Source organism: Clostridium sp. Marseille-Q7071 (assembly GCF_965112025.1).
Genome location: NZ_CBCOPR010000001.1, coordinates 985,202 through 1,002,193, shown reverse-complemented (window position 1 = coordinate 1,002,193; position 16,992 = coordinate 985,202). Strand labels below are relative to the sequence as shown.

Annotated in this window: 14 protein-coding genes and 10 tRNA genes; all 24 read right to left on the bottom strand. The window is 30.3% G+C overall.

The window, feature by feature from the left end; translation table 11 throughout:
* Complete coding sequence (locus ACWPW7_RS04680; RefSeq protein ID WP_454052573.1) at positions 1-1,491, bottom strand: acyl-CoA carboxylase subunit beta; 1,491 nt, start codon at positions 1,489-1,491, stop codon at positions 1-3.
* Positions 1,492-1,783: 292 nt separating this feature from the next.
* On the bottom strand, positions 1,784-3,454 hold the full coding sequence (locus tag ACWPW7_RS04675) for a formate--tetrahydrofolate ligase (protein ID WP_454052572.1): 1,671 nt from the start codon (positions 3,452-3,454) through the stop codon (positions 1,784-1,786).
* Positions 3,455-3,518: 64 nt separating this feature from the next.
* The gene (locus ACWPW7_RS04670; protein ID WP_291560645.1) at positions 3,519-3,908 is read right to left on the bottom strand and encodes a thioesterase family protein; all 390 of its coding nucleotides are present in this window, start codon (positions 3,906-3,908) and stop codon (positions 3,519-3,521) included.
* 194 nt (positions 3,909-4,102) lie between these two features.
* Entirely contained in the window at positions 4,103-6,049 is a 1,947-nt protein-coding gene (ftsH, locus tag ACWPW7_RS04665) for an ATP-dependent zinc metalloprotease FtsH (protein WP_454052571.1), read from the bottom strand.
* Positions 6,050-6,165: 116 nt separating this feature from the next.
* Positions 6,166-6,705 (bottom strand): hypoxanthine phosphoribosyltransferase, encoded by a 540-nt coding sequence (gene hpt, locus ACWPW7_RS04660; protein WP_039634395.1) that lies wholly within the window; start codon positions 6,703-6,705, stop codon positions 6,166-6,168.
* A 7-nt stretch (positions 6,706-6,712) separates the two neighbouring features.
* Entirely contained in the window at positions 6,713-8,089 is a 1,377-nt protein-coding gene (gene tilS / locus ACWPW7_RS04655) for a tRNA lysidine(34) synthetase TilS (RefSeq protein ID WP_454052570.1), read from the bottom strand.
* Positions 8,090-8,257: 168 nt separating this feature from the next.
* Positions 8,258-10,660, bottom strand: coding sequence for a stage II sporulation protein E (spoIIE, locus tag ACWPW7_RS04650; protein WP_454052569.1), 2,403 nt, complete (start codon positions 10,658-10,660; stop codon positions 8,258-8,260).
* A 722-nt stretch (positions 10,661-11,382) separates the two neighbouring features.
* Positions 11,383-11,459, bottom strand: a tRNA-Met gene (locus ACWPW7_RS04645).
* Positions 11,460-11,463: 4 nt separating this feature from the next.
* Positions 11,464-11,539, bottom strand: a tRNA-Met gene (locus ACWPW7_RS04640).
* A 154-nt stretch (positions 11,540-11,693) separates the two neighbouring features.
* Positions 11,694-11,769: transfer RNA gene (locus ACWPW7_RS04635), tRNA-Met, on the bottom strand.
* Positions 11,770-11,923: 154 nt separating this feature from the next.
* A tRNA-Met gene (locus ACWPW7_RS04630) sits at positions 11,924-11,999 on the bottom strand.
* 4 nt (positions 12,000-12,003) lie between these two features.
* Positions 12,004-12,092 (bottom strand) — tRNA-Leu (locus ACWPW7_RS04625).
* 59 nt (positions 12,093-12,151) lie between these two features.
* A tRNA-Met gene (locus ACWPW7_RS04620) sits at positions 12,152-12,227 on the bottom strand.
* A 4-nt stretch (positions 12,228-12,231) separates the two neighbouring features.
* Positions 12,232-12,320, bottom strand: a tRNA-Leu gene (locus ACWPW7_RS04615).
* Between the two features lie 60 nt (positions 12,321-12,380).
* Positions 12,381-12,457 (bottom strand) — tRNA-Met (locus tag ACWPW7_RS04610).
* Positions 12,458-12,461: 4 nt separating this feature from the next.
* Positions 12,462-12,537: transfer RNA gene (locus ACWPW7_RS04605), tRNA-Met, on the bottom strand.
* Between the two features lie 5 nt (positions 12,538-12,542).
* Positions 12,543-12,631 (bottom strand) — tRNA-Leu (locus tag ACWPW7_RS04600).
* Positions 12,632-12,815: 184 nt separating this feature from the next.
* Positions 12,816-13,229 carry a S1 domain-containing RNA-binding protein gene (locus tag ACWPW7_RS04595; protein WP_039634389.1) on the bottom strand — a complete coding sequence of 138 codons (414 nt, stop codon included), beginning with the start codon at positions 13,227-13,229 and terminating at the stop codon, positions 12,816-12,818.
* 74 nt (positions 13,230-13,303) lie between these two features.
* Positions 13,304-13,585 carry an FtsB family cell division protein gene (locus ACWPW7_RS04590; RefSeq protein ID WP_291564783.1) on the bottom strand — a complete coding sequence of 94 codons (282 nt, stop codon included), beginning with the start codon at positions 13,583-13,585 and terminating at the stop codon, positions 13,304-13,306.
* Positions 13,586-13,728: 143 nt separating this feature from the next.
* The gene (gene yabQ, locus ACWPW7_RS04585; RefSeq protein ID WP_454052568.1) at positions 13,729-14,109 is read right to left on the bottom strand and encodes a spore cortex biosynthesis protein YabQ; all 381 of its coding nucleotides are present in this window, start codon (positions 14,107-14,109) and stop codon (positions 13,729-13,731) included.
* 17 nt (positions 14,110-14,126) lie between these two features.
* The gene (yabP, locus tag ACWPW7_RS04580) at positions 14,127-14,420 is read right to left on the bottom strand and encodes a sporulation protein YabP (protein WP_291564779.1); all 294 of its coding nucleotides are present in this window, start codon (positions 14,418-14,420) and stop codon (positions 14,127-14,129) included.
* A gap of 93 nt (positions 14,421-14,513) precedes the next feature.
* On the bottom strand, positions 14,514-14,774 hold the full coding sequence (locus ACWPW7_RS04575) for an RNA-binding S4 domain-containing protein (RefSeq protein ID WP_291578817.1): 261 nt from the start codon (positions 14,772-14,774) through the stop codon (positions 14,514-14,516).
* 358 nt (positions 14,775-15,132) lie between these two features.
* Complete coding sequence (locus ACWPW7_RS04570) at positions 15,133-15,408, bottom strand: HU family DNA-binding protein (protein WP_291564777.1); 276 nt, start codon at positions 15,406-15,408, stop codon at positions 15,133-15,135.
* A 138-nt stretch (positions 15,409-15,546) separates the two neighbouring features.
* A complete protein-coding gene (locus ACWPW7_RS04565) occupies positions 15,547-16,992 on the bottom strand; it encodes a bifunctional methyltransferase/pyrophosphohydrolase YabN (protein ID WP_291564775.1) in 1,446 nt (481 codons plus the stop codon).

The window sequence follows — 16,992 nt, the reverse complement described above, 5'->3', positions numbered from 1 at the left end:
CTAAATTAATATGCTTCCATGCTTTTTAGGGTAGCTTAACTCTCTTTTGCTTTGTAACATATCTAACATCGCAAATACTCTTTGCTTAGTTTCACTTGGTTTTATAATATCATCTAACAAACCTATTTCTGCACAAGTATATGGATTTGTAACTTCATCCATATATTTTTTAATAATCTCTTCTTCTTTTGCTTTTGGATTATCCGCACTTAATATTTCATCTCTATATTTAGACATTATTATAGTCTTAGGGGAAGTTAATGAAATTCTAGCTGTTGGCCATGCTAATGCTACATCAAAAGATGTTTCCTTGCTTGCTAGTGCTAAGTAACCTGCTCCATAAGCTTCTCCAATTATAAGTGAAACTTTTGGAACTACAGCATCACCTAAAGCATATACCATTTTTGATACGCTTTTAGCTAATCCCATCCTTTCCTCCTCAAGATTAATAACAATTCCTTTTGTATCTACAATACTAAGTATTGGAATGTTGAAACTATCACACATTCTTACAAAGCTTGCTACTTTATTCGAAAGTTTTATATTAATCTCACTTTTTTTATTGGAATCGTTTGCTATAACACCAACTGTTAACCCATTTATTTTTATTAAGTAAGTGTTTATGCTCTCTTCCATAGTTTTATTTATTTCTAAAACGGAATTTTTATCACTAATTGCATTTACTACTGCTTCTCCACTATAATTTTCATGAATAGCGGCCTCATTCAATGTTTCTTTCGCTTCATTTAAATCCATAGATTCAGCAGTTAAATATGGCATTTCTAAATTATTAGCTGGTATATAATTAAATAATTTCTTAGTTAACATTACTGCTTCCATCTCATTACTAACAACAAAATGAGCGTTTCCATTTTTAATGGAAGATATTCCATCACTATACATAGAGCTACTTACATATCTTTCTTCTTTATCTATCAGCTTATCACTTGTATTTATACTAAGTTGTCCATTATCTTCTACTACTATAACAAAATCACTCATAGTGGCATTTAATGCCATTGTTCCATTACATGGTCCTGAAACAATAGAAATTTGAGGTATTACACCACTATTCTTAGTAGTTTTTCTTAAAACTTCTCCATAGGAAGCTAAAAGTTCAATTCCATCACCAACTTTTCCACCTACGGAATCAAATATCTTAACTATTGGTGCTCCCATTTTCACTGCAGCATCCATTATATTGCATATTTTTTTACTTGATTGTTTATTGAATATTCCCCCATTTACAGTGTAATCTTCACTATAAATGTACACTAATCTTCCATCTATAGTTCCATGTCCTGTTACAACTCCTGCACCATTTTTATCAATTAGTGCTCCTACCTCTACAAAAGAACCTTCATCTAAAATATTAAAAATTCTTTCTCTTGCAGTTATTTTGTTTAAGTTGTGCTGCATTTCAACTTTTTCTGTTCCACCACCTTGGTGTGTTTTATGTCTAATTTCATCAAAGACATCAAGTTTATCCATATCATTGCCTCCTGACTTTAGATTACTCTTTGTTACCCCGCCATAATAATAACATAAAAAGTCCCATTTGTACATAAAAGTTGCAAGTTTTAATTCATTTTTCTGTGTATTGAAAAAAAACAATTATAAATTGACGTGTAATCATTCTTTTCCTTTAATATTCTTTCTATTTTCCTTTATTTCAAAAGAAAAATAGATGACTAGTTATTTTAAAGTATACTTTGCATATTAATAAAACCACTATAAGTACATACTTATAGTGGTTTTATTAATTATTATTTATTCTTTTATACTAGAATAATCCTTCTATTGTTCCATCTTCTTTTATATCTATTTTAGCTGCTGCTGGAATTTTGGGAAGTCCTGGCATAGTCATTATTGTTCCTGTTAATATAACAATAAATCCTGCACCATTAGAAACCTTAACTTCTTTTACAGAAACTTTGAATCCTGTTGGCCTTCCAAGAAGATTTGGATTGTCTGATAATGAATTTTGTGTTTTAGCTACACATATAGGTAATTTATCCAAACCTATTTTTTCTATGTCAGATATTTGCTTTTTAGCTGCTGGTAGTATTTCAATTCCATCAGCTCCATATATCTCTTTAGCTATTGTTTCCATTTTTTCTTTTATAGTTAATTTTTCATCATATAATACGTGGAAATTACTTTCTTTTTCTTCAATAGTTTTTATCACTTTTTCAGCAAGTTCTAATCCACCTTCTGCGCCTTTTCCCCAAACTTCAGTCAATGCAACTTCTACACCTTTATTTTTACAGAATTCTTCTATATATTTAATTTCTTCTTCACTATCGCTTATAAATCTATTTATAGCTACAACTGCTGGTACACCAAACTTTTCAACATTTTCTATTTGCTTTTCAAGATTTTCTATACCTTTTGCAAGAGCTTCTACATTTGGAGTATTTAAACTATCTTTTTTAACCCCACCATGATGTTTAAGCGCACGAATAGTTGCTACTATTACTACTGCACTTGGTTTTAGATTTCCATATCTACACTTAATATCAAAGAACTTTTCTGCTCCTAAGTCTGCACCAAATCCAGCTTCTGTTATAGTGTAATCACCTAATTTTAAAGCCATCTTAGTAGCTAAAATACTATTACATCCATGTGCTATATTTGCAAACGGTCCACCATGAATTATTGCTGGTGTATTATCTAAAGTTTGAACTAAGTTAGGCTTAACAGCATCTTTCATAAGCATAGCCATGGCACCATGAACATTTAAATCTTTACAATATATAGGTTGTCCCTCTGTGCTGTAAGCTATAAGAATTTTCCCAAATCTTTCTTTCAAATCCATTAAGTCTGTTGAAAGACAAAGTATTGCCATTATTTCAGAAGCAACTGTTATTGTAAATCCATCTTCTCTTGTAAATCCATTTGGAGTTCCACCAAGTCCCACTACTACTTGCCTTAACGCTCTATCATTCATGTCTAGAACCCTTTTAAATACTATTCTTCTTGAATCTATTTTTAATTCATTTCCTTGATGAATATGATTATCTATAGCTGCACTTAAAAGATTATTTGCTGTTGTAATTGCATGCATATCTCCAGTAAAATGCAAGTTTATATCTTCCATAGGAATTACTTGAGCATATCCTCCACCAGCAGCTCCTCCTTTTACTCCAAAAACAGGACCTAAAGAAGGCTCTCTTAATGCTATTACTGCATTTTTCCCCATGTTACAAAGAGCTTGACCTAATCCTATAGTAACAGTGGATTTTCCTTCACCGGCTGGAGTAGGATTTATAGCCGTTACTAGTATAAGTTTTCCGTCTTCTTTATCCTTGTTATTTTCTAATACATTGAGAGATATTTTTCCTTTATATTTTCCGTATAGTTCAATATCGTCCTCAGTTAATCCTATTTTTTCTGCAACTTTAAGTATAGGTAACATTTTTGCACTTTGAGCTATTTCTATATCTGTTTTCATATCAATATCCTCCAATCTACATATATAAAATTTTGTGTACAATTATATTTTATGTACAACAATCTTATTTATTATCAAGTTTTCCTATGAAATTATCTATATTAACTATATATCTTGAATGAGTACCTTCTCCAATTAAACCATTTTCATCATAAGCTTTTACTAAAAAAGTTATTTTCTTTCCCTGAATATCTTTAACTACAGCTTCACATTTTACTTTCATCCCAATTGGTGTAGCCTTAATATGCTTCGCATTGACCTCTACTCCTACAGTTGTATCTCCTGGTTCTAAATATAAATCAATAGCATTTTTAGATGCATTTTCCATTAAGCCTATCATTGCAGGCGTTGCATACACTTTTAGAGTACCTGAACCATGATGAAGTGCTGTATCATCTTCTGTTACAATCTTTTCAATAATTGCATTTAGCCCTATCTTTAATTTACTCTCCATTTACCTACCCCCTAACATAAATTTGGTAATATAATTATATCATAACTCTAAAGTTAGTCCTATAATTCTTTTGAAAAATTACGTATATTTTTTTATTTTTATATAATAATGTACGTATTTTTTTATTATTCTTTATATTAGCTATGAAAAAGACAAAAGAGTGCACGAACTCATCATACACTCTTTTGTTTACACTATATTTCTTCTTTTTTTATGTCTTCAATCTTTGCTTCTTCTACTTGTAATTTAACTTCTCCTGGATTAAAACCCTCATTTAAAGTATTTTCTTCTTTTGGAGTCTCTTCTTTAATAATATCAGCAGAAATCTCTTTCAAGCCTTTTCCATCCATAATTGCGTTAAATTCTTCAGCAGTAAGCTTTTCTTTTTCAAGAAGTGCTTTAGCAACTTCGTGAAGTTTATCTTCATTTTCACTCAGTATAGTTTCAGCTCTTTTATAAGCTTCATCTACTAAAGATCTTATTTCCTTATCTATCATAGAAGCTACTTCTTCTGAAAAATCTCTTGAATGACCGATATCTCTTCCTAAGAATACTTCTCCTTGTTCTTTTCCAAAGGAAATAGGTCCTAATTTTTCACTCATACCATATTCCATAACCATTTTTTTAGCTATAGAACTGGTTCTATCTATATCGTTTTTAGCTCCTGTGCTGATTTCTTTAAGTATTAAAGCCTCTGCAACTCTTCCACCTAAAAGTCCAACCATTTCATCTTTAAGCTTAGAACGTGAAGTATATGACGTATCTTCATCTGGAAGATGTAATGTATATCCTCCCGCCATACCTCTAGGGATTATACTTATTTCATGAACAGCATAAGAATTTGGTAAGTACTTAGATACTACTGCGTGACCTGCTTCATGATATGCAGTTAATCTCTTATCCTTTTCGCTTATAACTCTAGATTTTTTTTCTGGTCCAGCTATAACTCTTGTAATTGCCTCTTCAAGTATATCCATAGTTATAACTTTCTTTTTACCTCTAACAGTTAATAATGCTGCTTCATTCATTAAGTTTTCAATATCTGCTCCAGTAAATCCTGGAGTTCTCTTTGCTAATATTTCTAGCTTAACATCTGGTCCTAATGGCTTATTTCTTGAGTGAACTTTTAATATTTCTTCTCTACCCTTAACGTCAGGTGCTCCAACAACTATTTGTCTATCAAATCTACCTGGTCTTAAAAGTGCAGGATCCAGTATGTCAGGTCTATTTGTAGCAGCTACCATGATAATTCCTTCATTTACTCCGAAACCATCCATTTCAACAAGTAATTGGTTAAGAGTTTGTTCTCTTTCATCATGACCTCCGCCAAGTCCCGCTCCTCTTTGTCTACCTACAGCATCAATCTCATCTATAAATATAATACATGGAGAGTTTTTCTTCGCTTGCTCAAATAAATCTCTTACTCTTGAAGCTCCCACTCCCACGAACATTTCAACGAAGTCAGAACCAGAAATGCTAAAGAATGGCACTCCTGCCTCTCCAGCTACAGCTTTTGCAAGTAATGTTTTACCTGTTCCTGGAGGTCCTACCAAAAGAACTCCTTTAGGTATTCTTGCACCTACTTCCATATATCTCTTAGGATTTTTTAAGAAATCAACAATTTCTTCTAATTCTTCTTTTTCTTCATCTTCACCAGCTACATCTTTAAATGTAACTTTCTTTTTATCTGGTGTAGCCATTTTGGCTCTACTCTTACCAAAATTCATAACTCCACGGTTTCCACCGCCACCTCCACCAGACTGTTGCATAAACATTCCCCAAAATGCTACAAGCATTATTATAATTAAGAATGTTGGAAGCATTTGAATCCAGAATGGAATACTTGTTGGTGGTGTAAAATCAACCACTGCAGTTTTATTTGGATTTTCTTTTCTTAAATCTTTAAAGTCATCTCTTGGTAAAGCTGTATGATATTGTGTTCCATCATCTAATTCCCCTACTATTGTTACATTATCCTCACTCATAGTAGCGGTTTTAACTTTATCTTCTTTCCAATATTTTTCAAATTTATCAGCACTAATCCTAGCTACATTTCCACCATCTTTAAATAGTGTTAATGCCGAAAAGATTACAAGAAATAAAACTAACAACCAGGCCGTTGCACTTGAAAATTTTTTCACTAAAGGCCCCCCTCTCTTTCTAGTTATGATTTTCTAAAATTCTAACATATGAAATATTATATCATAAAGAATATAATATTAAATCTTATTGTGAATAATAACTCATTATAATTTTTCTACTTTTTATATACACTTTCCTTTAAAATAGCTACATATGGTAAATTTCTGTATTTTTCAGCATAATCTAATCCATATCCAACTAAAAAATAATCTGGAACGTCAAATCCTAAGTATTTAACTTCCATTTCTTCTTTTCTTCTATCAGGTTTATTTAATAAACATGCTATTTCAAGACTTTCAGGATTTCTAGCACCTAAGTATTTCATTAAATATTTTAATGTAATTCCTGAGTCAATTATATCCTCAACTATTAATACATGTTTTCCTTTAACCTCAAAATCTAGATCTTTCAGTATTTTAACTATACCTGAGCTTTCTGATGAAGCTCCATAGCTAGATACTGCCATAAAATCCATCATACAAGGTATTTTTATTTCTTTTAAAAGATCTGACATAAATATTACAGAACCTTTTAATATTCCTAGCACTAATAAATCTTTCCCTTTATAGTCTTCACTTATTCTAGTTGCTAATTCTTTTACTTTTTCTTTAATTTGCTCTTCTGTTAACAATACTTCCTTTATATCATTATACATAAAATTCCTACCTTTCTATACATATCTGTAAAATTCTTTCTGTATTATTGTCAACTTTAAATTTCTCACTTATTCTATAACCTACTATCCATCCAATTTCATTTCCAAAGCAAATCAATGGAATAATATCTCTTTCATGCCTAGGTACTTTAAGGTCAATAAATAAATCCTTCAGCTTCTTACTTCCCTTCATCCCCAGAGATGTAAATCTATCTCCATCTTTTCTATATCTTAATATTATATTATCTTTAACTTTATCAAAATCAAAATACTTTATCATATCAGAATCTTTTAGATTAACATCATTATTCTTATGAAAAATTTTAGTTATAATTTTTGTATGTAACTTTTCACAATAAAACTCATCATTAAATGGTATTACTTCATAAATATTAGTATTATAATTTTTCATTTCCTTATATATATGTATATCTTTATAAACATTATCAATCATTAAGCTATCAGGTAACATAATAGTCTTTCCAGTGTTTTGATTATAAAGCTTAATTATGTCAATAATGTGACTGTTTTCGATATTATATAAATCACCTTTAACTTGAAGAATTGCTTTTCTTAATACTCTTGTGATAATAGTTTTATGTTCCTTAAAAGCATCTTTATATATTATAACTCTATCACCTTTTCTATAACAGTATTTTTTAAATATTTCATCAGATATTTCTTCAAGATAATCATTATCTTCCCTAATAATATTCGACATTCTATTTAAGGTATGAATTATATCTTTATTAAAATTATTTTCCATGTAAGGAATAAGTTCAAGTCTAATTTTGTTTCTAGCATAAATATTTTCAAAATTAGTTTTATCTATCGCTGCTGGAAGTTCATTTTCCTCACAATATTTTTCAATTTCCTTTCTCGTTATCTCAATAAGCGGCCTTATAAATATATTATCCCTAACCGGTCTAATCCCTACTAAGCCCTCTATACCTGCACCTCTCATCATACGCATTAATACAGTTTCTGCTTGATCATTTAAATTGTGAGCAATAGCAATTTTATTACAATTATATTTTTTCATAAGTTCATCAAAAAACTCATATCTGGCTTCTCTACCAGCTAACTCATGAGATATATTTTTTATTTTTGCTAATTGATTAATATCAACCCTTTTAAAAAAGCATAAAATTCCTAGCTCATCACAATATTTTTTGCAAAGCTCTTCATCTTTATATGCATCTTTTCCTCTTAAAAGATGATTTACATGAGCTGCATAAATGGTTATATTTAGTTTATTCTTTAAAGTATGTAAAATATGTAATAATGTTATAGAATCTGGTCCACCAGATAATGCAATTATTATTCTATCACCATCATTAATCATATTATTTTCGGCTATAGTTTTTAAAACTTTATCTTTCAACTTTTTACCACTTCCTAGAATATGATATTCATTACCTCATATTATCATATATTACCCTTTAATAAAAGAAAAATATCATTAAATATTTCTAATTTGTTAAATTTGAGAGCTATAAAAAAATGAAGAAATGTAAAAATTACCCACTTTACAATTCTTCATTTTTATAATCTAACTATATAGGTTGTACACTTTTGATACCAATACAGTCATATCATCCCTAACCTTATTTTTACTTATCTTCTTCGCCTCCTCTATTATTCCTTCTGCTAAATCACCTATATTTATATCATCATTTCTTATCATATAATCTAAAATCCAATCTACTCTTCCCGAAGGCTCTACATCAAGCACACCATCACTTACCATTACTACTAAATCACCATGGGATACAGATTTTTTATGTCTTTCTATATCAGCTTTATCAAGCACACCTATTGGTAAACTTTTAGATTTTATTATATCAATGGTGTCATCAGATTTTATGAAACTAGCAACCGCCCCTACCTTCATAAAGTCTACTTCTCCTGTATATAAATCTATGCTACTTAAATCTACTGTTGAAAATTTCTCCTCCTCACAAAATTTTAAAGTCATAATAGAATTTACTGTATTTATAGCTGTAGTTTTACTAAACCCTGCATGAGTAAATTTTTCTATTAATTCTACTGCTGCTTCACTTTCTCGTCCAGCTTGTGGCCCTGACCCCATACCATCACTAATAAGCATCATATAATTGCCATTAGCATATTTGCCAAAGCTAAAGCTATCTCCATGTATATTAAATCCTTCTTTGCTTGCCTTAGCTACATGAGTTACCACTTTAAACTTAGGTGCTTCTTCTAAAACAATAGTACATTTATTAGTTTCAGGATTTATATAACATGCATCGTCATTAATAATCATATTTTTTTCCACAGCTTCATTAATTATAGGAAGAATTTCTTTCCCATACATATCAATTGAAGCATACTCTGATGATGAGATCCTAATTATTAACCTACCTTTTTTATCTTCAATGGAAAATACATCATCATATTCTATATCATTTTTATCAAATAATTTTATTATGTCTCTTTCCACTTCTCCATCCACTTTAATGTCTTCATTAAAATCTTTCACTAATTCTTGAACAGATTGAGCCATATTGTTTATTTGACTTGCTAAAAGTTCCCTGCCTTCACTTAATCTAGTTCTCCACATTTCACTTATAATATGCTTATTTACCACATCCTCAACATTTCTTATTAATGCACCTTTTCTAAGACACTTCCTTTCTAATTCAAATGGAAATTTATTTATTTTTTTCTGCTCATTTTCTATAAGTTCAGCAAATGCACTATAAGTTACATGATGTTCTCTAGCCCAGCATATACAATTAGTATTACAATCATTACATACTCTACTTGCTAAGTTTTCTACCAAGGCACTACTTTTACTTTGAAGTGTAAGCTTATCATTATCTACTAAGTTAGTTAGTATTTTTGACATATTTGCAAGTACATCTGAAAAATTATCAAGTCTTCCTAAATACATATTTCTTATATTATTTAAATAATTTCTATCTAAACTTTGCTTTTTCTTTTCAGAATTTATCTCTGCTGATATACGTTCATATATATTATTAGGTATCATTAAAAATATACCTACTGACAAAATTCCTTCTATTATAATAAAGCTATTTGAAATTGCCATATTAGAAGTTGACATATAAACTTTAACTATAGCAAAGGTCACTAAAAATGCTAATGAAACAAATATCCTTCCAGCATCTTTAAAAGCTCCTGCTACAAGCCCACAAATTCCTAATACAGTCACATATAATAATAAATATTCATTGCTCATTCCTACAATAGCACCCATAGCTATCCCTGATGTAGCGCCTATTGCACTTCCACTTATGTAGCTAAATATTATTACTACTGCCAATGCCAATACATTTGTAAGAGAAATGTTAAATATTTTAATTCCCCAAGTTCCTGCTACAACTACTGAAAATAATAAGGACATACAAATTATTTCTTCATTACTAAATAAATGTTTTGTTTTTAATTCTTCAAAGCATGAATTACTTATATGCAGAATAAAATATATTGGGAAGATACAAAAAATATTTGTAAAGGTTGAAATCAAAGATACTGAAAAACCATATTGATTTATTAAAATATTATAGGCAAAAACTGATATGGTAACAGTAATAGCTAGTACAGCTTTTTTTAACTTACTTTCTACAGTATCTCCTATAACCATAGAAACAAAAGTTAGCAATGGAACCAATACAAAATACATATTTATGTCTTTAACATAGCTCTGCATAGTAATATACCCTAGTAAGCTGCCAAAAGCAGATAATAAAGATATTTTATTGTCTTCTTTCATTAGTATAACTAATAAAAATGCAATCCCAAATGGTGCTGTATTGTTTATAATCATTGTTCTGCTAATGAAAAAACATAAAAAAAACAATACTCCTGCTTTTATAATCAGTTTTCTACTACTTTGTTCTTCTTTAATTTGTTTTTCTTTTGTATTTTTAATTCTTTTATATGGAATTATCTCTGCACCATATTGCATTTTATAACCACCTACCCCTTAAATTTGTAAGTTAATTGTAACAAAGGAGTCTGGAAATAAATGTCATTTAATGGAATGAAGTTATAAAATCTTTATGACATCAAACTGTATATTTTTACCATTTTATAACAAGAAGTTTTTCCCTCTGCACAGTTACCATTTTATACCATAATCTACTATTTTCAAAGTATTACTATATTTTTTTATCCACAATTCTTATATTTTTATTTTTCAATATGTTGATAACTTTTATAGTTAAAGCTGTCGTTATGGATAACTTTATAATAAAATTTGAAAGAATTTTTATTATAATAAATGGAATATTTTATTGAATTGATAATATAGTGCTGATAATTATGTTATTGAATTATTTGAATTTCTACTTTATACAATTGAGGATGGGGAATTATTAGACCTTCTCTTATATAAGAGAAGGTCTAAATTTATTTCTTTTCAAAGTGACGCAGTCACTTTTATTGAAAAATCTATTTGAAGAAATTAATTTGTAAGAATTAATTTCCACCATAATTGTCAATTGTCCATTGTAGAACTCTATAGTTTTGCTAATTAAAATTATATAATCAAAATCTTAAAGTTATCACTGGATAGAATCTCTAACTTCTAGTCATATTTTAAAAGTATTACTAATAAATATAATAATCAATTATTATATTTAGTTTTTCACATAATAAAAAAGCTTACAACTAAGTTGTAAGCCTTTATGGTAGCGGAAATAGGACTTGAACCTACGACACTCCGGGTATGAACCGAATGCTCTAGCCAGCTGAGCTATTCCGCCATGTTGGTTGCGGGGGCAGGACTTGAACCTACGACCTTCGGGTTATGAGCCCGACGAGCTACCAGCTGCTCCACCCCGCGATATTTTGGTGCTGAAAATTGGAATCGAATTGGTACGGTGTTTAACCACCGCAGGATTTTAAATCCTGTCCATCTACCCGTTCCGCCACTTCAGCAGATTATTTAATTTAAATTGACCTTATATAATACTTAACTCTTGCCATCCATAAATTAATGGTTGCGGGGGCAGGACTTGAACCTACGACCTTCGGGTTATGAGCCCGACGAGCTACCAGCTGCTCCACCCCGCGATATTTTGGTGCTGAAAATTGGAATCGAATTGGTACGGTGTTTAACCACCGCAGGATTTTAAATCCTGTCCATCTACCCGTTCCGCCACTTCAGCAGATTATTTAATTTAAATTGACCTTATATAATACTTAACTCTTGCCATCCATAAATTAATGGTTGCGGGGGCAGGACTTGAACCTACGACCTTCGGGTTATGAGCCCGACGAGCTACCAGCTGCTCCACCCCGCGATATTGGTGCTGAAGACCGGAATCGAACCGGTACGGTGTTTAACCACCGCAGGATTTTAAGTCCTGTGCGTCTGCCTGTTCCGCCACTTCAGCAGGTTATTTAATTTAAACTGACTTTACATAGTGCTAAACTCTTGTCATCCATAAATTAATGGTTGCGGGGGCAGGACTTGAACCTACGACCTTCGGGTTATGAGCCCGACGAGCTACCAGCTGCTCCACCCCGCGATATTGGTGCTGAAGACCGGAATCGAACCGGTACGGTGTTTAACCACCGCAGGATTTTAAGTCCTGTGCGTCTGCCTGTTCCGCCACTTCAGCATTTCTGACTATAGTATATGTAATATAAAATATTTTAACCTTAAATTAATTATAAGGTTATGGTAGCGGAAATAGGACTTGAACCTACGACACTTCGGGTATGAACCGAATGCTCTAGCCAGCTGAGCTATTCCGCCATGTTGGTTGCGGGGATAGGACTTGAACCTACGACCTTCGGGTTATGAGCCCGACGAGCTACCAGCTGCTCCACCCCGCGATATTTGGTGCTGAAGACCGGAATCGAACCGGTACGGTGTTTAACCACCGCAGGATTTTAAGTCCTGTGCGTCTGCCTGTTCCGCCACTTCAGCAGGTTATACATTATTGTGCGCATCTTTCAGCGACAATATTTATTATAGTTTAAGGTCTATATATTGTCAACACTTTTTTTTATAATAAACTTATATATTTTTGCAGTTTTATTAAAACTTAACTATATTAGACCACTAATATAATTAAAAGAGTGCCAAAAATTTAGCACTCTCTAAATTTATATTAATAATTTGAACTTTTTCTACTATATCCGCGTCCTTTATTATCTTGGTGTCTTTTTAAATCCTGAAATCTTTCTTCACTGTCTTTTAGGAACTTAGACATTCTATCTTCAAATGAAGAGCCACCAGTTTTTCCTTTCTCTTTTTCCCAGTCTATTTCCACAGGTTTTACTGATTTTTTTGGCACTCCTGCTTGTTTTATAGATAAGCTCATTTTTCCGTTGTCATCAACTGAAATAACCTTCACCTTAACAACGTCTTCTTCTTTTAGATGATCTCTTACGTCTTTTACAAAGACGTCTGATACTTCTGAAATGTGAACAAGTCCTGTTTTTCCTTCCACTTCAACAAAAGCACCAAAATTAGTGATATTAACCACTTTACCTTCTACAATACTTCCAGCCTTTAAGGTCATATTAAAAAGATTCCTCCTTAAATAATGTTTTAATTATTATGTTATATATCAAGTTATGTTAAACATAACACAGATCACTTATCTTCTTTTACACTGTTATTGATTACAGGAGTTTCACCCTCTTTAATAAGTCCTAATTTTTCTCTTGCAAGTTTCTCAATATACTTATCAGTCTTTGATAACTGCACTTCATCCTGTAATTTTTTGTTTTCTTCTTGCACTTTTTCTAACTCCACAGTGTAGGTTTCAAATTCAACCTTTTGTCTATGCATTATCTTCTGCTGATTTATGAAAATATAAGAAACATAAACAATTAATAGAGATAATAATAAGTTTTTGATTTTTCTATTTTTCATTATACAACTCACCCTCCACATAGAATGAGTATAACAACTTATTATTCAATAGTTATTATATTAAAATATAACTACTCATGTTAAACTCATAAGTATATTTTAATTTGAATTGTTCATTTGTTCAAGGTATTTTACATTAATTTTTAACTTTTTCTTATTATTTTGTATAAACAAAATCTTACAGGATAAGACAATGTATTAAATATTACTCTTAATACCTTTCCAATAGCCAATAATACGTTGTGAAGTACGTTTATAAATATCTTACTAATTAGTTTAATATATACAAATAATCCTATACTTACATATACAAAAACATTAAAGCTCATATATGCATAGCTTGTGTACATCATAAATATAAACACAATAAATCCTGTAGCAATCCAAAATAAAACATCTTGAATTATAGTTATAATCGCACCAACATCTTCAAATCCTCTTATAATTCTATAAATATCAAAGAGAACGCCTATTAAAACTCCACTCAATAAACTAAATGCAAATAATATTATTTGTTGTTCCATTGTAAACAGCATGATACTTACCTAAAAAGCCTTGAAAGAATGCCTTTTCCCTTTCTAGATTTTTTTTCATCACTGGTATATACAATATAACTTATTTTTCCACTTATCATTACATCTCCATTTTGTACATCTAGTTTATTCATTTTTAAATTTTCTCCTCTTATATCCATAGAACCAAGAACTGTATTTAAAAGGATTTGTTCATCATTAAAGCTTACAATTTCCTCAACTCCGTCAATTGCCATCTTTTTCCTTGAATCTAAAGTTAAATAACTTTTTCTATCTTCTATCTTGGTTTCTTTGTTATCCATAAAACCCTCCTTGCATATATTAAAAGTATTCCTAATAAATAATATTTCTTTAAGAAAAATATATGCAAAGAAAAGCAATTTAAGAAGAAGTAATTATTCCTTATCTTCTTCCCCTGATATTATTTCATACATAGTTTTAGCATTTTCTTTAGTTACATGATTTGCTATATTCACTATTTTTGCTGTTAATACTTGAGTTGCAAATTGAATTTCAATGATATCGCCTTCTTTTACTACCGTTCCTGCCTTAGCAACTTTACCATTTATTGAAACCCTACCACTTTCACAAACTTCTTTTGCAACTGTTCTTCTCTTAATTATCCTTGACACCTTTAAATACTTATCAAGTCTCATAGCCATCACCCCAAATATATTTTATTCAAATTTATACTTTTAAATTTATAACTATAAATAATTCCAAAATAATTAAATTCTTTAAAATATTATATAAACTTTATTATTCAAATATAATTATAACCTTAAATGATTTGTAATACACTATTATCATCTCAAACAAAATAACTATTCAAATATTCTGAGGATATTTTATATCACATAAATAGCTGACTCTTAAAAATAGTGAGACTATCTTTGTAATCTTATAGTAAAGTATGACATAACATATACTTAAATACTAGTTAGCTATTTTTGAAGATGTCTTTAATAAAAAAAACCTAGAATAAATCCAGGCTTTTTAATAAGTAAAATAAGACTATTTATTAACTATGTCTTTAAATTCTTTTCCTGCTTTGAAAACGGGTGCTTTTGAAGCAGGAATTTCTATTTCTTCTTTAGTTCTTGGATTTCTTCCCATTCTAGCAGCTCTTTCTCTAGTTTCGAAAGTTCCAAATCCAACTAATTGAACTTTTTCTCCCTTTCCTAGAGCTTCTTCAACGCTCTCTATGAACGCTTTTAAAGCAACCTCTGTTTCCTTTTTAGTTAAACCTGATTTCTCAGCCATGCTTGTGATTAATTCTGATTTATTCACTATTGTACCTCCTTAATCTTTTAAAAACGCTTCTACATTCATAAATTCTATTAGATATCTTGAATATAAGATAGCATATTCTTCAATGTTTTTTAAATTCCTTCTAATCAATTATAGTTTTAACATAAAAGTAATAAATTATTTCTTCTTTGCTTCATTCCATAACTGATCCATTTCATCAAGCGTCATAGTCATGAGATCCACTCCTTTAATTTGAGCAGAATCTTCTATAAACTTAAAACGCTTAATAAATTTATCTATAGTATAATTTAATGCAATTTCTGGGTCTATGTCAAGAAGTCTTGCAACATTTACTGAAGCAAATATTAAATCTCCTACTTCTTCTAGTATTTTTGCCTCATTTTTACCATTATATACATCTTTAATTTCATTTAATTCTTCTAGCACTTTTTCCATAGCTGGTTTAGGATCTTTCCAGTCAAAACCTACCTTTGCAGCTTTAGCTTGAACCTTATCTGCTCTTAAAAGTGCAGGTAAATTTTTAGGTATATGCTTCAATTCTTCAGTATAAGTTTTAAAATCATTTTCTTTTTTCTTAATTTTATCCCAACTATCTAAAACTTCGCTAGTATTATTAATTTTAATATCCCCAAAAATATGAGGATGACGTCTTATCATTTTTTCTGTTATAATTTTAACTATATCATTTATGTTAAAATATCCTTCTTCTTTACCTAGTTGTGCATGAAAAACTATTTGAAATAATACATCTCCTAGTTCTTCTGTAAGCTTAAAATCATCTCCTTCATCAATTGCTTCTAAAACCTCATAACATTCTTCAACTAAATTTCTCTTTAGTGATTTATGAGTTTGTTCTAAATCCCACGGACATCCCTCTTCCCCTCTTAAAGTTTCCATCACCTTAAGTAAGTCAAAAAAATCTTTGGTTTCTTCTAAATTTTTTGGAATATAAATTGAAGTTAGATAGTCTATATCCTGTTGTCTATCAAGCTCGAAAAGCTTTATCTTTCTAACATTTTCTATTTCCTTAACTCCTGCTGCTCTTATAAAATATATTTCCGTTTCATCATTATAATATTCAAGTAGTGATAATTTTGTTTCTGAAGCTATAAGTTGATTATAAACTTGAGTTATTATAAGTCCTGCTCTTTTATCTAATATTTGATTCTTAATATCAAATGCATCTATTATTTTTATTCCATCAATAGGATCTAATTTTAAAGTTTCCATAACAGCATCTATAAAACTTACTGCTGGAATTATTTCATATGGAATATTCTTCTCATCACAATATTTTATAAGTAGCGTAACTGATTTTTCAGCTACTAGTGGATGTCCTGGTACCGCATAAACTATATTATTACACTGACTATATTCTTCTATTATATCCTCAGCTATAGAATTGTAAACATCATCAAAGCTATCAAATTTTTCATACATGTAATCATAGCTTTCAAATGTTACTCCTAGAGATTTTAAATACTCAACATTTGGATGTTTTTCTGTTCTAAACAGTACCTTACAATCACTTTTTAAAAGTTCTAGTGTTCCAATTGTAAGTGCTTCCTTAGCACCTGGTCCTAAGCCTACTATTTTAATCAT

Bases quoted from the DNA above. Each gene is read 5' to 3' on its own strand.
- ACWPW7_RS04595 (WP_039634389.1), bottom strand. From the start codon at position 13,229: ATGACCTTAAAGGCTGGAAGTATTGTAGAAGGTAAAGTGGTTAATATC.
- ACWPW7_RS04575 (WP_291578817.1), bottom strand. From the start codon at position 14,774: ATGAGACTTGATAAGTATTTAAAGGTGTCAAGGATAATTAAGAGAAGA.
- yabP (WP_291564779.1), bottom strand. From the start codon at position 14,420: ATGGATAACAAAGAAACCAAGATAGAAGATAGAAAAAGTTATTTAACT.
- ACWPW7_RS04590 (WP_291564783.1), bottom strand. From the start codon at position 13,585: ATGAAAAATAGAAAAATCAAAAACTTATTATTATCTCTATTAATTGTT.
- spoIIE (WP_454052569.1), bottom strand. From the start codon at position 10,660: ATGCAATATGGTGCAGAGATAATTCCATATAAAAGAATTAAAAATACA.
- ACWPW7_RS04565 (WP_291564775.1), bottom strand. From the start codon at position 16,992: ATGATTAAAATAGTAGGCTTAGGACCAGGTGCTAAGGAAGCACTTACA.
- ACWPW7_RS04675 (WP_454052572.1), bottom strand. From the start codon at position 3,454: ATGAAAACAGATATAGAAATAGCTCAAAGTGCAAAAATGTTACCTATA.
- ACWPW7_RS04670 (WP_291560645.1), bottom strand. From the start codon at position 3,908: ATGGAGAGTAAATTAAAGATAGGGCTAAATGCAATTATTGAAAAGATT.
- hpt (WP_039634395.1), bottom strand. From the start codon at position 6,705: ATGTATAATGATATAAAGGAAGTATTGTTAACAGAAGAGCAAATTAAA.
- yabQ (WP_454052568.1), bottom strand. From the start codon at position 14,109: ATGGAACAACAAATAATATTATTTGCATTTAGTTTATTGAGTGGAGTT.
- ACWPW7_RS04680 (WP_454052573.1), bottom strand. From the start codon at position 1,491: ATGGATAAACTTGATGTCTTTGATGAAATTAGACATAAAACACACCAA.